13 protein-coding genes are annotated in these 16,598 nt (G+C 40.6%); 10 read left to right on the top strand and 3 right to left on the bottom strand.

All coding sequences use genetic code 11. The annotated features are described in order from the left end of the window. Nucleotides 1-212 precede the first annotated feature (212 nt). From H70737_RS14215 to H70737_RS14205, 3 genes are all read right to left on the bottom strand, one after another. Nucleotides 213-1,046, bottom strand: coding sequence for a formylglycine-generating enzyme family protein (locus H70737_RS14215; RefSeq protein WP_042188202.1), 834 nt, complete (start codon nucleotides 1,044-1,046; stop codon nucleotides 213-215). A 154-nt stretch (nucleotides 1,047-1,200) separates the two neighbouring features. Next, on the bottom strand, nucleotides 1,201-1,836 hold the full coding sequence (locus tag H70737_RS14210) for a glycoside hydrolase family 11 protein (RefSeq protein WP_042188200.1): 636 nt from the start codon (nucleotides 1,834-1,836) through the stop codon (nucleotides 1,201-1,203). Nucleotides 1,837-2,193: 357 nt separating this feature from the next. Beyond that, on the bottom strand, nucleotides 2,194-3,117 hold the full coding sequence (locus H70737_RS14205) for a ketopantoate reductase family protein (RefSeq protein ID WP_042188198.1): 924 nt from the start codon (nucleotides 3,115-3,117) through the stop codon (nucleotides 2,194-2,196). A gap of 148 nt (nucleotides 3,118-3,265) precedes the next feature. Between H70737_RS14205 and H70737_RS14200 the strand changes: the two genes are divergently transcribed. From H70737_RS14200 to H70737_RS14155, 10 genes are all read left to right on the top strand, one after another. Further along, the gene (locus H70737_RS14200) at nucleotides 3,266-3,817 is read left to right on the top strand and encodes a TetR/AcrR family transcriptional regulator (protein WP_042188196.1); all 552 of its coding nucleotides are present in this window, start codon (nucleotides 3,266-3,268) and stop codon (nucleotides 3,815-3,817) included. Nucleotides 3,818-4,103: 286 nt separating this feature from the next. Beyond that, the gene (locus H70737_RS14195; protein WP_042188194.1) at nucleotides 4,104-5,891 is read left to right on the top strand and encodes a sensor histidine kinase; all 1,788 of its coding nucleotides are present in this window, start codon (nucleotides 4,104-4,106) and stop codon (nucleotides 5,889-5,891) included. Continuing rightward, entirely contained in the window at nucleotides 5,884-7,437 is a 1,554-nt protein-coding gene (locus H70737_RS14190) for a response regulator transcription factor (protein WP_042188192.1), read from the top strand. Before H70737_RS14195 ends, H70737_RS14190 begins: the two co-directional genes overlap by 8 nt. A 131-nt stretch (nucleotides 7,438-7,568) precedes the next feature. Beyond that, entirely contained in the window at nucleotides 7,569-8,525 is a 957-nt protein-coding gene (locus tag H70737_RS14185) for an ABC transporter permease (RefSeq protein WP_042188190.1), read from the top strand. 9 nt (nucleotides 8,526-8,534) lie between these two features. Continuing rightward, nucleotides 8,535-9,437: a carbohydrate ABC transporter permease gene (locus H70737_RS14180; protein ID WP_042188188.1), complete on the top strand. Its 903-nt coding sequence runs from the start codon at nucleotides 8,535-8,537 to the stop codon at nucleotides 9,435-9,437. A 76-nt stretch (nucleotides 9,438-9,513) separates the two neighbouring features. After that, on the top strand, nucleotides 9,514-11,265 hold the full coding sequence (locus H70737_RS14175; RefSeq protein ID WP_042188186.1) for an ABC transporter substrate-binding protein: 1,752 nt from the start codon (nucleotides 9,514-9,516) through the stop codon (nucleotides 11,263-11,265). 125 nt (nucleotides 11,266-11,390) lie between these two features. Next, on the top strand, nucleotides 11,391-12,485 hold the full coding sequence (locus H70737_RS14170) for a GerAB/ArcD/ProY family transporter (protein WP_042188184.1): 1,095 nt from the start codon (nucleotides 11,391-11,393) through the stop codon (nucleotides 12,483-12,485). Beyond that, a complete protein-coding gene (locus H70737_RS14165) occupies nucleotides 12,482-13,933 on the top strand; it encodes a spore germination protein (RefSeq protein ID WP_042188182.1) in 1,452 nt (483 codons plus the stop codon). Before H70737_RS14170 ends, H70737_RS14165 begins: the two co-directional genes overlap by 4 nt. Further along, on the top strand, nucleotides 13,930-15,069 hold the full coding sequence (locus H70737_RS14160) for a Ger(x)C family spore germination protein (RefSeq protein WP_042188181.1): 1,140 nt from the start codon (nucleotides 13,930-13,932) through the stop codon (nucleotides 15,067-15,069). The genes H70737_RS14165 and H70737_RS14160 overlap by 4 nt, the downstream gene beginning before the upstream one ends. A 249-nt stretch (nucleotides 15,070-15,318) precedes the next feature. Further along, nucleotides 15,319-16,572 carry a sensor histidine kinase gene (locus H70737_RS14155; protein ID WP_042188179.1) on the top strand — a complete coding sequence of 418 codons (1,254 nt, stop codon included), beginning with the start codon at nucleotides 15,319-15,321 and terminating at the stop codon, nucleotides 16,570-16,572. The last annotated feature ends 26 nt before the right edge of the window (nucleotides 16,573-16,598 follow it).

Below are 16,598 nucleotides of genomic sequence, written 5' to 3'. Positions count from 1 at the left end.
GAAACAATTAGATTCTAACATTGTCCTATTTTTTTCATATGCATAAACTAAAGCTTATACCGTGAAAAGTTTAGATCTTTTGTAGTTGGAAATAAACGAAAATTAAATAAGCTGCTTCCGGTAGAGTACCGGAAGCAGCTTATTGGCTTGATCATTTTATCATTGCTTATGAAATGGAGTCTTAACTTAAAAGAGAATAACCTTCCCGCCATTTACTCACCACGACTCACACGAAAGCCTTGATCAGGTCCCATGCCATTTGCGTCGAACTTGCCTTGAAAAGATATCTCGTTGTTGGAGATGTTACCGATCCAACCGCCGCCCTTCACAACCCGGAAAGATCCGACATCGCTTCCCCTATCCCCGTACCAGTTCCAACACCATTCCCTTACATTCCCTGACATATCATAAAGTCCTAACTCGTTGGGCTGTTTGACACCAACAGATTTTGTTTTATTATTGTTGTTTTCAATGATAGGCCAGTTCCATTCTCCCGATAAGTATTTATCTCCAGCGTTTTTCCAATACCATGCTACCTCATCTGCATTATTGCTTCCACTGTAGGTGTAACTCTTGCTTAATTGACCTCCACCTGCAGCATATTCCCACTCTGCTTCTGTCGGTAATCGATAACCATTAGCACCTTCATTGATCGTTACGGTCCATTTTATATTATCGTTTTCGCTCTTATTATTTGTATCTATTTTATTCTTATCTATATTGTAATAGGGTGTTAAACCCTCTTTTATACTCCGCTTATTACAGTACTCAACAACGTCATACCAGCTAACCATTTCAACCGGCAAATTGTCGCCCTTGAATTCTGAGGGATTACTTTCCATTACCTCATTCCATTCTTTTTGAGTTACCTCATATTTACCGATATAAAAGTTCGATAGGGTTGCACCATTGTAGTTGGACTTTGTGTTTATAAAAGTCCCTCCCTTTACAAATACATTGTCATTACTCGTTTCAGGCTTTTCTTGTGAGCAAGCGCTGATAACAACTATTGTTGCTATGAATAGGAAACTCAATAGTTTTCTCATTGATTTATCTCCTTTGAACGGATAGGAAAATAATAAGTCGTGACGATGATCTTAGTAGTATGTAAGTCTTCTTTTGGAATAAATAAGGCCGCCGGTGGTGAGACCGGCAGTCCTTAGTATTATTATCATCGATTAAGAGGCTACAGTTTACCTGTTACCACACCGTTACGTTAGAGCTCCCACTACTTTGATATCCTTCAGTAGCTAACACTTGGTAAGCCCAACTACTTCCCAAATTCATTCCATATTTCTTCCATGCGTTAACGTGATTGCTAAAAGTGATAGCAACATTGCTCCCAGTCGCTCTCTTCGACTGTCTTACACTCCAGAACTGAGTGAAAGTTGCAGTGCCGTCAATAGAAGGTGCGTTGGTTCGGGTTGTCGTATAGATATCATATGTGCCACCATCACTGGTCACGGTACCTTTAAATGTTCCAGTTGGTCTATAAGTGCCCCAGCTATCAACGACGTAATATTCTATGAGTGAGTTTCTCGTCCACCCATAGAGTGTCAAATATCCATTACCGGACGGCGCCCAGACTCCGGCATTGTAGTTTATTGTCCTTGTTGGTGATCCGGTATTCCAGCCTTTACCGACAACAAAGTTCCCGGTGTTTGACCATGTAACACTGTAATTCCCACCTGATCCATTCGTAGCATTTACTGTTCCTCCACCATCAGTCCAATTTTGCCAATAATCTGTCGCCGCATTTGTAGTTGCTGCAAACAAGCTAAAGCTCATTGTAGCTGCGAATAATACAGTCAAGATCTTCTTATTCATCTTAAACATAATCTACCTCCTAAGATTTTTTTGATTACATACTACTTGACTGGCCTCTAGTATTCCAAGCAATCGTCTGTGGTTTTCTTTGTTGTTTGGTAAAACTCCCGAGATCACCACATCCTTCCATTTATATAATTGTAAGCGATTTCAAATAGAAGTTTATCATAGCTTACGTACAATTTAATCTGTTCAAATTAAAGGTTTTACCCCAAAAAGTATTGTTATTTTGTGGTTATAATTGGAGATTTAAAGAAGGAACATACAAAAAAAGAGGACTTAGCGTCCCCCTTTTACTTGTCATATATCAGATTAATTATGTTCATTACAAGCCCCTCCACAATACTATAATATTTTAACAAAAAATTACTGAACATGTATTTCCGATTTGATATCATGTTGACTTAAAAATTTCATTAAATCATTTCTAAGCTGCACAATCTCATTGTTAGCATTTTTCGCATAATCCGGCAACATCATATCCCTAACCATTTTAGTTCGTAGCCATGTCATAAAGAAAAGGTCCAAAAATAAGTTTGGGAATTTAAGCACCATTTTAAGCATTGGTGGATCAATTGAAACGTCAGCTTTTTGTATTGCCCTTAGATACGCTTTTAAAGTGAATGTTATTTTGCGTGCTGTCTTTCTAGTTCTGGCTGTTTTTTTGTCAATGATCTTATTCTCAGAATGCAAAAAACTCAACATGGCAATGTCTGATACGGAATGTGTGATTAGATACGCTTGCATATCTTTTTTAATAACGTAGGGAAGCTTTGCAGTTTTAAATAATTTTGCAAGGTTTTCTATGCGTTCTGTCAATACACCATTAATTTCTCCAAATGCAGTTGCCGCTATAAACTTTGGTAGAAATCGAGCATGCAATACTCCATCTTTAATCTGTCCGCCGAAGCCGGGAAAAGCTGGTAAAAGTCTATCCCCTACGATATCCAGCCACGAAGAAAATCCAAATGAATTACTAGTCATCGTAACTATATTTTTGCTTTGATTATTTTTTAGCGCTAACAATGCTGCTTCGGACCGATCATAACGAACGGTAACGAAAATAAAATCGTAAACATCGTCATTTTCGAGCGTATCAATGACATTCACTTGTATCGATTTAACTGTACCTTTTTCTGTATACTGCAGGCCATTTTCTCTTAATGATTTATATCTATTCGAATGTGCAAACAGGCTAACGTCAAACCCTGCTTCAAGAAGCTTAATTGCGTACATGCTCCCGATGACACCTGCACCAAAAATTAAAATTCTATCTTGTTTTGCTGACATATAAACCACCCTTACTTATTAATGTTCCCTTTTGATTATCCGACAACATGTTGTATGATGTGATTATAAATCTTCATTATTCCTTGATCAACCATCAGTTTTTTATGATTTGTCGGATGATATTCTTATTCGCTAGTAGGAGGGAAACATGAAAAAGCAACCCCAAATAACGGAGAAAACAAAACAAAAGTTTGTAGAAGTTTTTTGTGAGTTATATAGCCAAAAGCCGATAGAGAAAATTTCGATTCAGGAAATTTCGAATAAGTCAGGATATAACCGCAGCACCTTTTATCAATACTTTACTGACATTTACGAATTGTTAGACTCTGTTGAAAATGACCTATTGAATGAAATGAAAAAAGAATTGGCAAATAAAGAGCTATCGTTGGATACGGTTCAAGACACGCTCTATTGTCTGGATAAAAAAGAACATCTCCTGGTTCTTAATGCCCTTTTGGGTGATTATGGAAGTGCCCGTTTTTTAAAACGCTTAAAAAAAGAAATCACTTTGAATCAATTAGAATTAAACGTTCCGCAAAACCAATCCTTAACGCCATACTTCATTGAGTTTTACCTGACAACTACCCTTTCTTTATTTCGTCTTTGGCTCCAGCGTCAAAAGGATTTATCGTCAGAAGAATTTTTCAAGTTAGTAGAGAACCTATATTCAAAAGGGATTACACCCTATTTTAAAGAATGAGTCTGTCATTCAAACCAAATCCTCATAAGGGTCCGCATTCTGGTTTAAGAATTATTCTTCGGTAAAGAAAATCGAGACCATTCAATTGGATAAAAAAACCACTGATCTAGTTGACTAGATCAGTGGTTTTCTATTTTTTTGTAGATTTTTATATAATGTATCCTCTTTCCAAAACTCCATAACAGAAGACAATAAATCCCTAAATGATCACATATAATGGAAGTTCGTTAAACGATATACTTTTATGTAAGCGTTAACATTCCGGTGCAGGAGGTGGCCCTTAGTCGTGTATGCTCGTATCATCACTCTTATGAATAATCTAAGACTCAGAACGAAGTTATTTCTATCATTTGGCTGTGTCGTTCTAATCCCGGTCTTAATTGTAGGACTGTTCCTTACAAATGAACTACGGAATATGGCAATGGCTAATGCGCTTGAGCAGATTACAGCCAACGTGGATCGAGTGAAAAAACGGACTGGCGAAATGCTCAACATCCCGCTTGATATTGCTTATCGACTATCGAATGATAGCCGGCTTGAAGAGGTTGCCAATCATCGTTATGAGTCTGTCTATGATGTTGTTGAAGCTTACTGGAACTATCCTGATTTCCGTGATTTTGTTCGACTATACAACGAAGTTTCCAGTATCCGCTTATATATCGATAACCCAACGGTTCTCAACAACTGGGAGTTTCTACAGACGAATGAGAGTGTTACACAGGAACAATGGTACCAAACCGCACTAGCCCAAAGGGGACTGGTATGCTGGAATTATATTCGGGACAACCGTAATGGACAATATTATTTAAGTCTAATCCGAAAGGTCAATTTTTTTAAGGCGAGAACCACCGGTGTGCTAGTCGTGAATGTGAATACCAAAAAGCTCAATGCGATCCTCAACCAAGAATCTTTTGAAACTCTTATTATGGATGAGAACGACAATATTGTCGCCTCAAATCGTGTAGATACACAAGATAAATCACTGTCGAATATTGACCTAGCAACCTTATCCACTACAGGGCAAGGTCCCCACGATGTAACCATTGATGGCAAACCCTTCAAAATGGTGATCGATCACTGGCAACCTGGAGGAAGCTTGAATAGCCTGCGTATCATTTCCATTTTTTCTGTAGCAAGCATTGTCGATGAGCCCAACCGAATTATCTTTCTAGCTTCAATTGTAATTCTTTCGGCATTGATTATGGCTATTCTCTTGATTTACTATGTCTCGCGGCTACTCACCGGAAGGATGCTACATTTGAGCAAACATATTTCTAAGGTCGCTTCGGGAAATTTAGGAGCCACGCTTGTTATTGACGGTAAAGATGAAATCGGTCAGCTTGCCAGACAATTCAATCATATGGTTCGGAACATTAATGAACTAATGAGTGAGGTACAAGAATCCAATCGACAGAAAAATGCGACTCAGCTTAAGCAAAATGAAATTAAATTCAAGATGATGGCCAGCCAGATCAATCCTCACTTCCTCTTCAATGCCCTAGAATCAATCCGTATGAAAGCTCTTGTCAGAGGACAAGCGGATATTTCTCAAGTCGTTCGACTGCTGGGAAAAATGATGCGTAAAAACCTTGAGGTCGGCAATGGGATGATCAGTCTGCAAAGTGAGCTAGAAACCGTAAACAGTTACCTAGTCATCCAAAAATTCCGCTATGATGACAGACTCACTTATGAGCTACTTGTGGACCCAAAGGCGAATCCTTTTCAAATTCCCCCTTTAATTATTCAGCCACTGGTAGAGAATTGTGTCATCCACGGATTGGAGAATCGAATTGAAGGCGGCATGGTTCGGGTGGAAATCCGCTTAGAAGACAGTTATCTAAAGGTTCAGGTATCTGACAATGGAGTGGGTATTTCAAAAACACGGATACAAGAAATTAGGAAGATGTTGAATAACAATGATGACTATGAAAGTAATAATATTGGGATGCGCAATATTCATTTGCGGCTGCAGCTGACCTACGGTCCACAATTTGGGCTGACCTTAGCAAGTCAAATCGGATTCGGAACGCAAATCAGCTTTGCGATTCCATTAAGGAGTGATTCTTATGTATAGCGTGTTGATAGTGGATGATGAGCTGGCGATCCGTGAAGGACTAGTTGCTCTGCTAGACTGGGAGAGTCTTGGATATCAAGTCATCGATTCCGCCGCAAATGCCATTGAGGCTAAACATAAATATGAACTTTACTCCCCTGATTTAATGATCGTAGATATTCGTATGCCCGGTAGAGATGGTCTAGAGCTTGTTGAAGAACTGAGAGCACTTGATCCGGAAATGCACATCATCATCCTCAGTGGCTATGCGGATTTTAACTATGCTAAGCGAGCGTTATCCTTTGGCATTGATACCTATTTGCTCAAGCCTGTAGATGAAGATGAACTACAGCTATACTTGGAGAATCTGTCCATTGAGCTGGATGCACGTATTACTGATCGTAAGAAACAGGCCGCAGTCAAAGTATGGAACCGGGAAATGCTAGTTCAATCCTTGTTAATGGATCGAAGTGCGCAGACTCCGTCAATAATGGATGCAATCATTCTTGAAGCAGAACTACTATGGGATTCCTATCAAGTGGTTCTGATTAGGCTGATACTTCAGGACAATGCGGATCATGGACCTTCAACAGTCGTAAAGGCGAGACTTGCAAAAAGCTTTGAAGAAAATGACTGGGGCATAGTATTCTTGCTAGATTCTTATTTGGGGGTTCTGCTTCAGCCCTCATTTCAGAAAGAACTTGTACATAAGTTAATGGTCCAGAATATACAGAAAGTAGTATCTGACCATGAACTTGAATGTATCATCACCGCAGGTGATATGGTGAACTCTCTGGAGGATATCTCTGTCTCCCACCTATCGGCGCTGGCAAGGATGAAAGAGCATTTCTTCTATGACGAGACGGGGATGATTGGACCGGATTCCATGAAAATAAAGAATGGGCTGACAGTTAGTTCAGAGGAAATAGAGAACAGGCTGGAGTTCGTTCTAGAACGGATGTTTTTTTGTATGGATACCGGCAATTGCTCGTTACTCTTCACCCTGATTCAAGAAGCTGGAGAACTTATGATTACTGCCGATTATTCCGAGATGGCCGTGAAATCGCGTTATGTGCGTATCGTCTCTTATCTACTTAACAAACTCTCGTTTCAATATAAGGAGCTGAGTCCTATGCACAGCAACATGGATGAGCAAATTGAACAAATCTATAAACATACCTCTCTGCCTCAATTGCAGCGCTATGCCTCCACTCTTCTTGAGTATTATGCAAAAGGCATTACCCGCGACGATATGGAGGTCTTCCTAAAGCGGATGCTGGATCTCATCCATCGACATTATAATAAGAATCTTAAGCTCGACACGCTAGCGGATGTATTTAGTTATAGTAGCGCTTATCTAGGGAAGCTTTTTAAGAACAGCACGGGGTATTCTTTTAACAGCTATCTAGATAATGTCCGCATGGAGAAGGCCAAGGAACTGCTTACTCAAGGCTACAAAATCCATCAGGTTGCAAACGAAGTGGGCATCAGTGATGTAGATTATTTTCGTGAAAAATTTAAGAAGCATGAAGGTGTCTCTCCCTCCGACTACCGCAGAAAGAATTAAAAGAGACTCAACATTTTTCAGAAAACGCTTACGAAAATAACAGATATACCCCTGTTTTTTATATAAAATATTCGGGTGTTTCTTTCACTTTCTGTAGATTATGATTATGGCATATCGAAGGAGGGACATAAATGAAAGCGATTACCTCAAAAGCTCAACTGGAGCTGAAGAAGCCTGTTTCACGCTTTTGGCCAACTTTTATACAGCAGAAATACCTCTATATGATGGCCTTCCCATTTGTGCTCTGGGCATTTGTATTTAATTATTTGCCTTTATGGGGCTGGACGATGGCTTTTCAGAAATACAAACCCGGAAAATCCTTTTTCGATCAAAAATGGGTCGGCTTACAGTACTTCAGAGAGCTTTTTCAAGATGATCAATTCTTTAATGCACTTCGTAATACACTCGCTATGAGCATCATGGGCTTGTTGGCTGGATTCATTATTCCCATCATTTTTGCTATCCTTCTGAACGAGCTACGGCTTCAGTTTCTGAAACGGTTTGTACAGACAGTCTCCTATCTCCCCCACTTCGTATCTTGGGTAGTTGCTGCCGGAATTATTACCAAGATGCTCTCTACCGATAACGGTGCGGTAAACGACCTGCTGCTAAGTCTTCATCTAATTAGTGAACCTATACAATTCATGGCTAAAGGTCATTTATTTTGGGGGATCGTCACAGCTTCTGATGTTTGGAAGGAAACCGGGTGGAACACAATCATTTACCTTGCAGCTATCTCAGGTATAGGTCCAGAGCTTTATGAAGCAGCAAGAGTAGACGGTGCAAGTCGCCTACAGCAAGTACGAAACATTACACTTCCAGGTATTCAGACAACCATCATTATTCTGCTCATTATTTCCATCGGACATTTAATTAGCATTGGGTTCGAGAAGCAGTTCCTGCTTGGCAATAACCTGGTGCGCGACTACTCACAGACGCTGGATCTCTACGCATTGAACTACGGGCTTGGCATGGGCCGCTTCTCCTTCGGTACAGCCATTAATATCTTCAATTCTGTGGTAAGTGTGATTCTGCTGTTTGTCGCCAACGGGATATTCAAAAAAATAACAAAAGAAAGCATCATATAGGAGGCCCTTATGCTAAGTAAAAAACTGGCCGCCGTGTCATGGTCGGACCGCATCTTCGATCTGGTAGTCTATATTGCGGTCACTGTAGTAACCATAGTTACGCTATATCCTTTTCTGAATGTGTTGGCAATTTCCTTTAACGACTCCACAGACAGCATTAAGGGTGGAATTACGATATATCCACGCGTCTTCACTATTAAGAACTATGAGACGATCTTTGCCTATTCCGGGCTGATGACCGGACTCAAAATCTCTATATTACGTACGGTGATTGGCACGATTCTTGGGTTGGTTAGTGCCTCCATGTTAGCTTTCACTCTGAGTCGGGTAGACTTCCAAGCCCGAAAGTTCGTCTCTACATTTCTCGCGCTTACGATGTATGTCTCAGGTGGTCTCATCCCTGGCTACATCCTGATTAAAGATCTTCATATGATAGGAACCTTTAGCGTGTATGTCCTCCCCGGTCTAGTCAGCGCATTTAATGTATTTGTCATCCGTTCCTTTATCGATGGCTTGCCCTATGCACTGCAGGAATCCGCTAAGTTGGACGGTGCTAATGACTTCACGATTTATTGGCGGGTTATTCTTCCGCTGACCAAACCTGCGCTGGCAACCATCGCTCTCTTCCTCGCCGTTGGCCAATGGAATTCATGGCTTGATACTTATCTTTACAATGGTTCCAAGGATGCGTTGACTACTCTCCAGTTCGAGCTAATGAAGGTCATACAGAGTACGACAACTAATGCGGACAATTTCCGAGGTCGCAATATGACAGAGGTTATGGCACAAATTTCTCCGGAATCAGTCAAAATGGCAATCACGATTGTAGTCACTGTGCCTATTCTAATCGTCTATCCGTTTTTGCAGCGCTACTTTGTTAAAGGTATGACTTTGGGTTCAGTAAAGAGTTAGTACGCTAATGGTATAAGCAGGCTCAGCCTGTATACACAATACATTTTTTGACCAGAAAAAGGGAGGGTTTCTATTCATGACAAGAAATACAGTAAAATCGCATGTGATGTTGATGGTCTTGACTTTACTAATTAGTGTGCTGGCAGGTTGTAGCGGATCAAGCAACAAAACGGCTGATAACAACGTAGGAACTAAACAAACGAATGAAGTTAGTGCCACTGCTGAGGCTACCGCGGAAGCAACTGCACAAGCCGAAGATTTAAGCCCGCTTACACTCTCCTTCTTCGCTGAAGATCCAAATCCGAACTGGAACAATATGAAAGATGACATCAGTAAAGTGATTACAGAGAAAACAGGCGTCACACTCGATGCGGAATTTGCGGTAGGGGATCCACAACAAAAAATCGCCTTAATCGCTGCTGGTGGTGATTATCCGGATATCATCTCTGCCAAAGCTGATATCGGTAAACTTGTAGATGCTGGAGCAGTCATCGATTTAACGGAGTTAATCGACAAGTATGCACCAAATATTAAACGTGTGCTTGGTGACAACCTTGCCCGGGCAAAATACACGAATGAAGACCAATCGATTTATGCCATTCCTACCTGGGCAGCGGTTGATGAGAAGAAATTCGTGGCTGGCGGTGGATTTGAGCTTCAACATCGCGTCTTGAAAGAAGCCGGATACCCTGAAATCAGAACAGTCACCGATTATGAGAATGTAATTAAAGCCTATCTTGAGAAACATCCAACTGATGAGAACGGCAACAAGAACATCGGAGTCTCACTGAACGCGGATGATTGGCATATGTACATTTCTGTCACTAACCCTGCAGTTGCAACGACAGGCGGTTCGGATGACGGGGAATATTACGTAGATCAACAGACACATGAGGCGATCTACCACTTTCGCCGTCCGGAGGAGAAAGAGTATTTCCGCTGGCTGAATCATATGAATGATATCGGATTGCTAGACAAAGAGAGCTTCGTGCAAAAGTATGACCAGTACAAAGCTAAAGTAGCCACAGGACGTGTGCTTGGCTTGATTGATCAAGATTGGGATTATAATGATGCTCAACAAGCGTTGAAAACGGCAGGAAAGTTCGATCAAACTTATGGTCATTATCCGGTAACATTAACGAAAGAATACAAGGAAACTAGCTTCTGGCCTACCGGCTTCATGGGTGGTTATGGCATCTCGATCTCCAGCACAAATCCGGATCCGATTCGTACAATTAAGTTCCTGGATTTTCTCGCTTCTGACGAAGGACAGATCTTGAATAACTGGGGAATTGAAGGTAAGCATTACGTGGTAGAGAACGGCAAACGGATCGTTCCGACAGATGTACAAGATCGCATCAACAATGACAACACAGCCTTCACCAAGGAAACAGGAATCGGCTTCTACTGGAATATGATGGTTCATTACGGAGACGGCGCTAAGGATGCAAGTGGAAATTATTATACTAAAAACTTCCCGGAACAACTTGTACTTGGGTATAGCGATGTTGAGAAAGAAACTTTAGCTGCCTACAAGGCAACCACTTGGAAGGATCTATTCCCGAAAGAAGAAGAATTCACTGAAAAGGCCTATGGTGCAGCATGGAATATCGCGATTCCAGGTGAAGATGAGGTCACCATTTTAGGTAACAAAATGAGAGATATTACATGGAAACGTATTCCGGAAGCCATTCTTGCCAAACCAGCAGATTTCGATAAAATCTGGGCTGACTACATGGCAGCTCTGGAGAAAGCCGGAGTAGAAAAAATGGAAAAAGGCTACACCAAATATGTGCAGGATCGTGTTGCCTTATGGAGCGCTAAATAATAACACTTTGAGCCGAGCGGATATCCGCTCGGCTCTTTACGTTTTGCACTGCTCAATTCTCCAGAATAAATCACCTCCAAGAATGGCATTATAAGGTAGACGGTGGGTCCGGTTTATTTAGGAGGATGAGGAAAATCAAAACAAATATTACGTTTATTCAATCCATCATGATTATTATGCTGAGTACAGGCCTTCTAAATCATGTCATTATCATCCCCATCCTATTGGACGCGGCAAAGCGTGACGCCTGGATCTCAGTGCTGCTTGCTGGGGCATGTGCGCTAGTTTGGATCTTTATCCTGCACATTAGTACTACCAAAATCAAAAAACAGCATCTTTTCGCTTGGCTGGCTAAAGCTTACCCTCCTATCGTGAGCCGTATTCTTGCGGTAGTCGCTAGTGTATATTTGTTTGTCTTATGCATGATTACAACTAGAGACACTGTATACTGGGTGCATCTGACCTTCTCACCAGAGACACCTATACTGGTCCTTACGTTCGTATTACTTTTGATTTCTGTGATAAATGCTTATTTAGGTATTCACTCCCTCGCGAATACCGCTGCAATTTTGCTGCCTTTTGTTATTATATTGGGTTTTTTTATAATGTTCTCTAATACAACTCATAAAGATTATTCCTTATTAAGACCGATGCTTGAGCACGGTATGCAACCCGTTTGGAAAGGGAGCGTGTACGTAGGAGCAGGTTTTGTTGAGGTCATCATGCTTTTCTTTATGCAACATCACATCAAATCGCGATTGTCATATCTATCGTTTATGATCATGATCCTGCTTATCTTAGGTCTAACCATGGGTCCGATAATTGGTGCAATTGTTGAATTTGGTCCGGATGAGGCTGATAAACTCAGATTTCCCGCGTATGAAGAATGGAGATTGCTGACGATTGGAAGATACATTGAGCATCTTGATTTTTTTAGCGTTTATCAATGGTTCAGTGGTGCTTTTCTGAGAATTTCTCTAACTATGTTTCTAATTCTCGATATACTCCAAATTCAAAGCAAAAAAGTGAAAATGTTGGTTCTTGGAAGCATATCTTTTGCTATTGTAGTGTTCACAGCCATTCCATTTAGTGACCAATTTTTTCTGAGTATGTTAGCTCACTATGTACTTCCCTTTTCTTTATGGGGGGTACTCGCTTTTTCTGTAATTATTGCAGGGCTGATTAGCTTGGCTCAACGAAAGGGGAAAGCAACATCATGAAAGAGCCTGAGCAAAAGGAATCCAATACGTTCGAGGATGTGTTCACACGAGTATTTGGTTCAAGTTCAGACATTAAGAGACTAACTATCTCTTTGTCTGACTCGGACAATGCCGTTCAACTGGTGTATTGCCAGGGGTTGTGCGATGAAATCAAAGTGGAAGAATATATCATCCCGGAATTAAAAAAGATCCCGGAATCTATTCTCACATCGAATGAACTCGATCTTATGCAAAAAGTTCCGTTTCACATGACCCCCCTTCCATCAAAAGAGATTAATGCTTCAATGATTGATACTGTGCTTAATGGTGATCTTTTCCTTCTTTTTACGCCATCGAATCAATACTATGTTGTGAAATTGGCTGATCCACCTAAACGGCAACCTGAAGAACCCAATACAGAAGTGTCCACAAGAGGGCCTAAGGATGGTTTTACGGAAGAATCATTTACCAATATTGCCCTTATTCGAAAAAGACTTAAGACCGAATTATTGGCTGTTGAACAATTCAGTATTGGAATCCAAACCGCGACTGAGGTTCATCTTTTATATCTCAAGGAGACGATTAAACCTCATGTACTAGATGAGATCAAGTCAAAACTAACCGGCATTCAAATCCAGGGATTGGTGAGTAGCACCCAGCTTGAAGAAAGTCTGACTGGATTTTCGTTTTTTCCATTATTCGCATATACGGGCAGACCTGACTATGCTGCGAATTCACTGCTTCATGGCAAATTTGTGCTCTTGACGAATGGTTCGCCTACTGTGATTATAGCGCCAGTGAGCTTTAGCTTCTTGTTGAATACTTCGGAAGATGCACATATGGTAAACATCTTTGTTGCTTTTACTAGGTTATTAAGAGTCCTAGGGGTTATGCTTTCCCTGTTTTTGCCGGGCTTTTGGATCGCGCTTACTACGTTTCATCAAGATCAAATCCCCTTTACGCTGCTTGCAACGTTAGTAAATTCGAGACAAGGCGTGCCTCTTCCGGCTCCCTTAGAGGCGATTGTGATGCTCATTTTATTTGAGATTTTTCGGGAAGCAGGGATGAGATTACCCACTGCTTATGGCCAGACCTTATCGGTTGTTGGAGGTTTAATTATCGGTCAGGCAGCCATAAGCGCCGGCATTGCAGGTCCAGGTACGATTGTAGTAATAGCCATTTCAGTATTGGCTACCTTTACATTGGTGAACCAGTCATTAGTTAGCGTTGTTAGCTTGCTTCGAATTGCTATTCTCATCATTAGCGGGTTTCTGGGGTTGTTTGGTACGATGACCTGTCTGCTTGCACTGATCCTATTTATGGTAAATTTACGTTCTTTCGGCACCTACTACCTTTCCCCTCTATCCCCGCCTCACTGGAAGGATTTTTATAAAGTTATTTTCAGAATGCCGTGGGGAAAGGGAAAGTTCACGGACAATACGGGAAATAAAGGACGAGATCGATCATGAAATTGATCCGGTGCATGCTTGTTACTGCTCTTCTCTCCATGCTGCTTACAGGCTGTTGGGGATCAAAAGAAATTGAGCATATGATCTATGTGAATACATTAGGCGTCGATTATGTAGATAACAAAGTCGTTGTTTATATTCAAATGGTTAACTTTAGTGGCATTGCGAAAAAAGAGGCCGGGCAGAGCCAAGAACAAAAAACTTTCATAGGGAAAGCAGAAGGAGATTCGTTTGATGCGGCAATATTTAATTTATATGCCACTAGTCCACAAAGAATTATCTGGAGTAATGTGAAAACAATCGTATTTAGTGAAGCAGCGCTAAAGAAGGGTAGCGTCATCAATCAAGTATTGGACGTTTGGGATCGATATTATGAATTTCGATATACCGTTTGGACCATGGCAACCAACGAACCCATGGAAGATGTGCTGAATACCCCGTCGATCGCCGATCTGTCAGTGATCTACTCGCAGCTTAACAGTCCCATGCGAACCTATGAACAGAGCTCGGTTATCGCTCCGTTGTATCTGTACAAGTTTATATGGAAATGGAGAGAGAAAGCCGAAACGGTTCGATTACCTTTTCTTGAAATTGCACCAGACTGGACGAGTAATAAGAAACCTTCCCCTAACATTAGCATGTCAGGGATCTGCTTTCTGCAAAATGAGCAATTTCGTGGTTGCCTGAAGTCTAAAGAGATATTAGGGGTTCGATGGCTGGAAAAAAAGACGCAACGAACGCCTCTGATAATCAAAGATGACAAAAAAGTACTTGCTGTGATCGTCATGAACAAACTTAAATTCTCTATTCAACCCAAGATGAAGCATGACAAACCTGTCTTCGATATTAAAGTGTCTATGCAGGGCACTCTTCCGGAATTGAGCGCAAACCTTAATCGAAAAAATATTGAACTGAAAGCGATAAAAGTAATTGAAGATCAGATTAGGGAAACTTACTTGAAAGGTTTAGAAATAAATGCCGATGTATATGGACTTTCAGGCATATTCTATCGTAATCTTCCAAAAGAGTGGAACAAACTGAATGATAAAGGAATCTTACCGCTCGATTCAAGCAGCATCGAAAAAATTGATATCAAGGTGAATCTGACCAGTGGTGGGATATCTAAGATTGAGTAAACTCAGATGAAATGATCAACTAAAGGCTGAAGAACAACTTTTAATTACTAAAAGTTGTTCTTCAGCCTTTTTATTTGAAATGATTAAACGACAGGTTTCGCACGCACAGTATAATTCTTCCTGTATATGTAAATTTGTTCTCAATAGTTATGATTAGTGCCTTTACACCGCTCCCTCAGAAGGAGGAATTCATAGTCACAACGAATAAACAGTATATCAAATTATTTCCAAACTATCGGGAGGGCTAATATGCTGGATGTAAAGGATATTTTACTGCAATTATTGTTTGCCCTAACCCCTTTTGTCCTTTATACCATTTACTATCGTGACAAAGCCGTTAACTATTCAAAACAATTTATCACGATCACCTGCATGATATGTCTTTTTATGTCGATGACCTTTCCTGCTAGTATACAAGATGGAATCATATTCGACATTCGTTACGTGATCATGTTTTTCGGAATGGTGTATGGAGGCATAACTACTGGAGTTTTTCTTATCGTTGAGTTTCTAGTATACCGCCTCCTTATAGGTGGACAGGGACTATTTTCAGCGATAATTATTCTCTCCATCACTTTCTCCTTATCCGCATTGTTATCCAATCTATACCGTCGTCGTTCCGAGTACCGAAAGCTTATTACACTCATTGCAGGGATATGCTTTTCCATTATTCCAATAGGTACTATGTTTGCAACGGAATACCAATACACGATACAGCATTTAAAGTTCAATATCCTCGTTATGCCAGTACAAAATTTCCTCGGAATTTGGATATTGATTTCCCTTTTTAATAAAGCAGTTTCTGATAAGGAATTATATCTCAGGTATCTTCAAAGTGAAAAATCGGAAACGATTGCTCATGTCGCAGCCTCTCTAGCCCATGAAGTCCGTAATCCACTTACAGCGGTTATGGGATTTTTAAAATTAATGAAGGATGATTCGATCACAAGAGAAAAGAGTCAGAAATATATTGAAATTTGCCTTGAAGAGATTAAGCGGACAGAAGTTATTCTTTCTGAATATTTATCGATAGCCAAACCCAATCATTCAATAGTAGAGAAAATTGAACTTGTGCAGCAAATCTGCTCAATTGTAGATATCATAACGCCGTACGCCAATATGAATAACGTTACTTTGGAGATGCACCCCTTGGAGGATAAACTATATGTATCTGCAAATCCTACTGAAATCAAACAACTATTCATAAATTTCATCAAAAACGCGATAGAAGCTTGCTCTGTTCATTCAACAGGTATTGTGAGCATCCGTATCGAGCGTCAATCCCAATTCGCAAAAATAATAATAATTGATAATGGGGTTGGTATGAGCAGCGAGCAGATGGATCGACTGGGAAGCATTTATTTTTCAACTAAAAGCAAGGGTACCGGATTGGGACTTACGCTTTCTTATCAACTGATCCGTTCGATGAACGGTGATGTAAATGTACGAAGTAAATCAGGAGAAGGAACTGAATTTATTCTCTCGATTCCATTAACTGACTGAGTACATAGATGCTCCAACGCAACAAA

Source organism: Paenibacillus sp. FSL H7-0737, assembly GCF_000758545.1.
Taxonomy (GTDB): Bacteria; Bacillota; Bacilli; order Paenibacillales; family Paenibacillaceae; genus Paenibacillus_AQ.
Note: the sequence above shows the minus strand (reverse complement) of the source record. Positions and strands in the feature narration are given on the sequence as shown.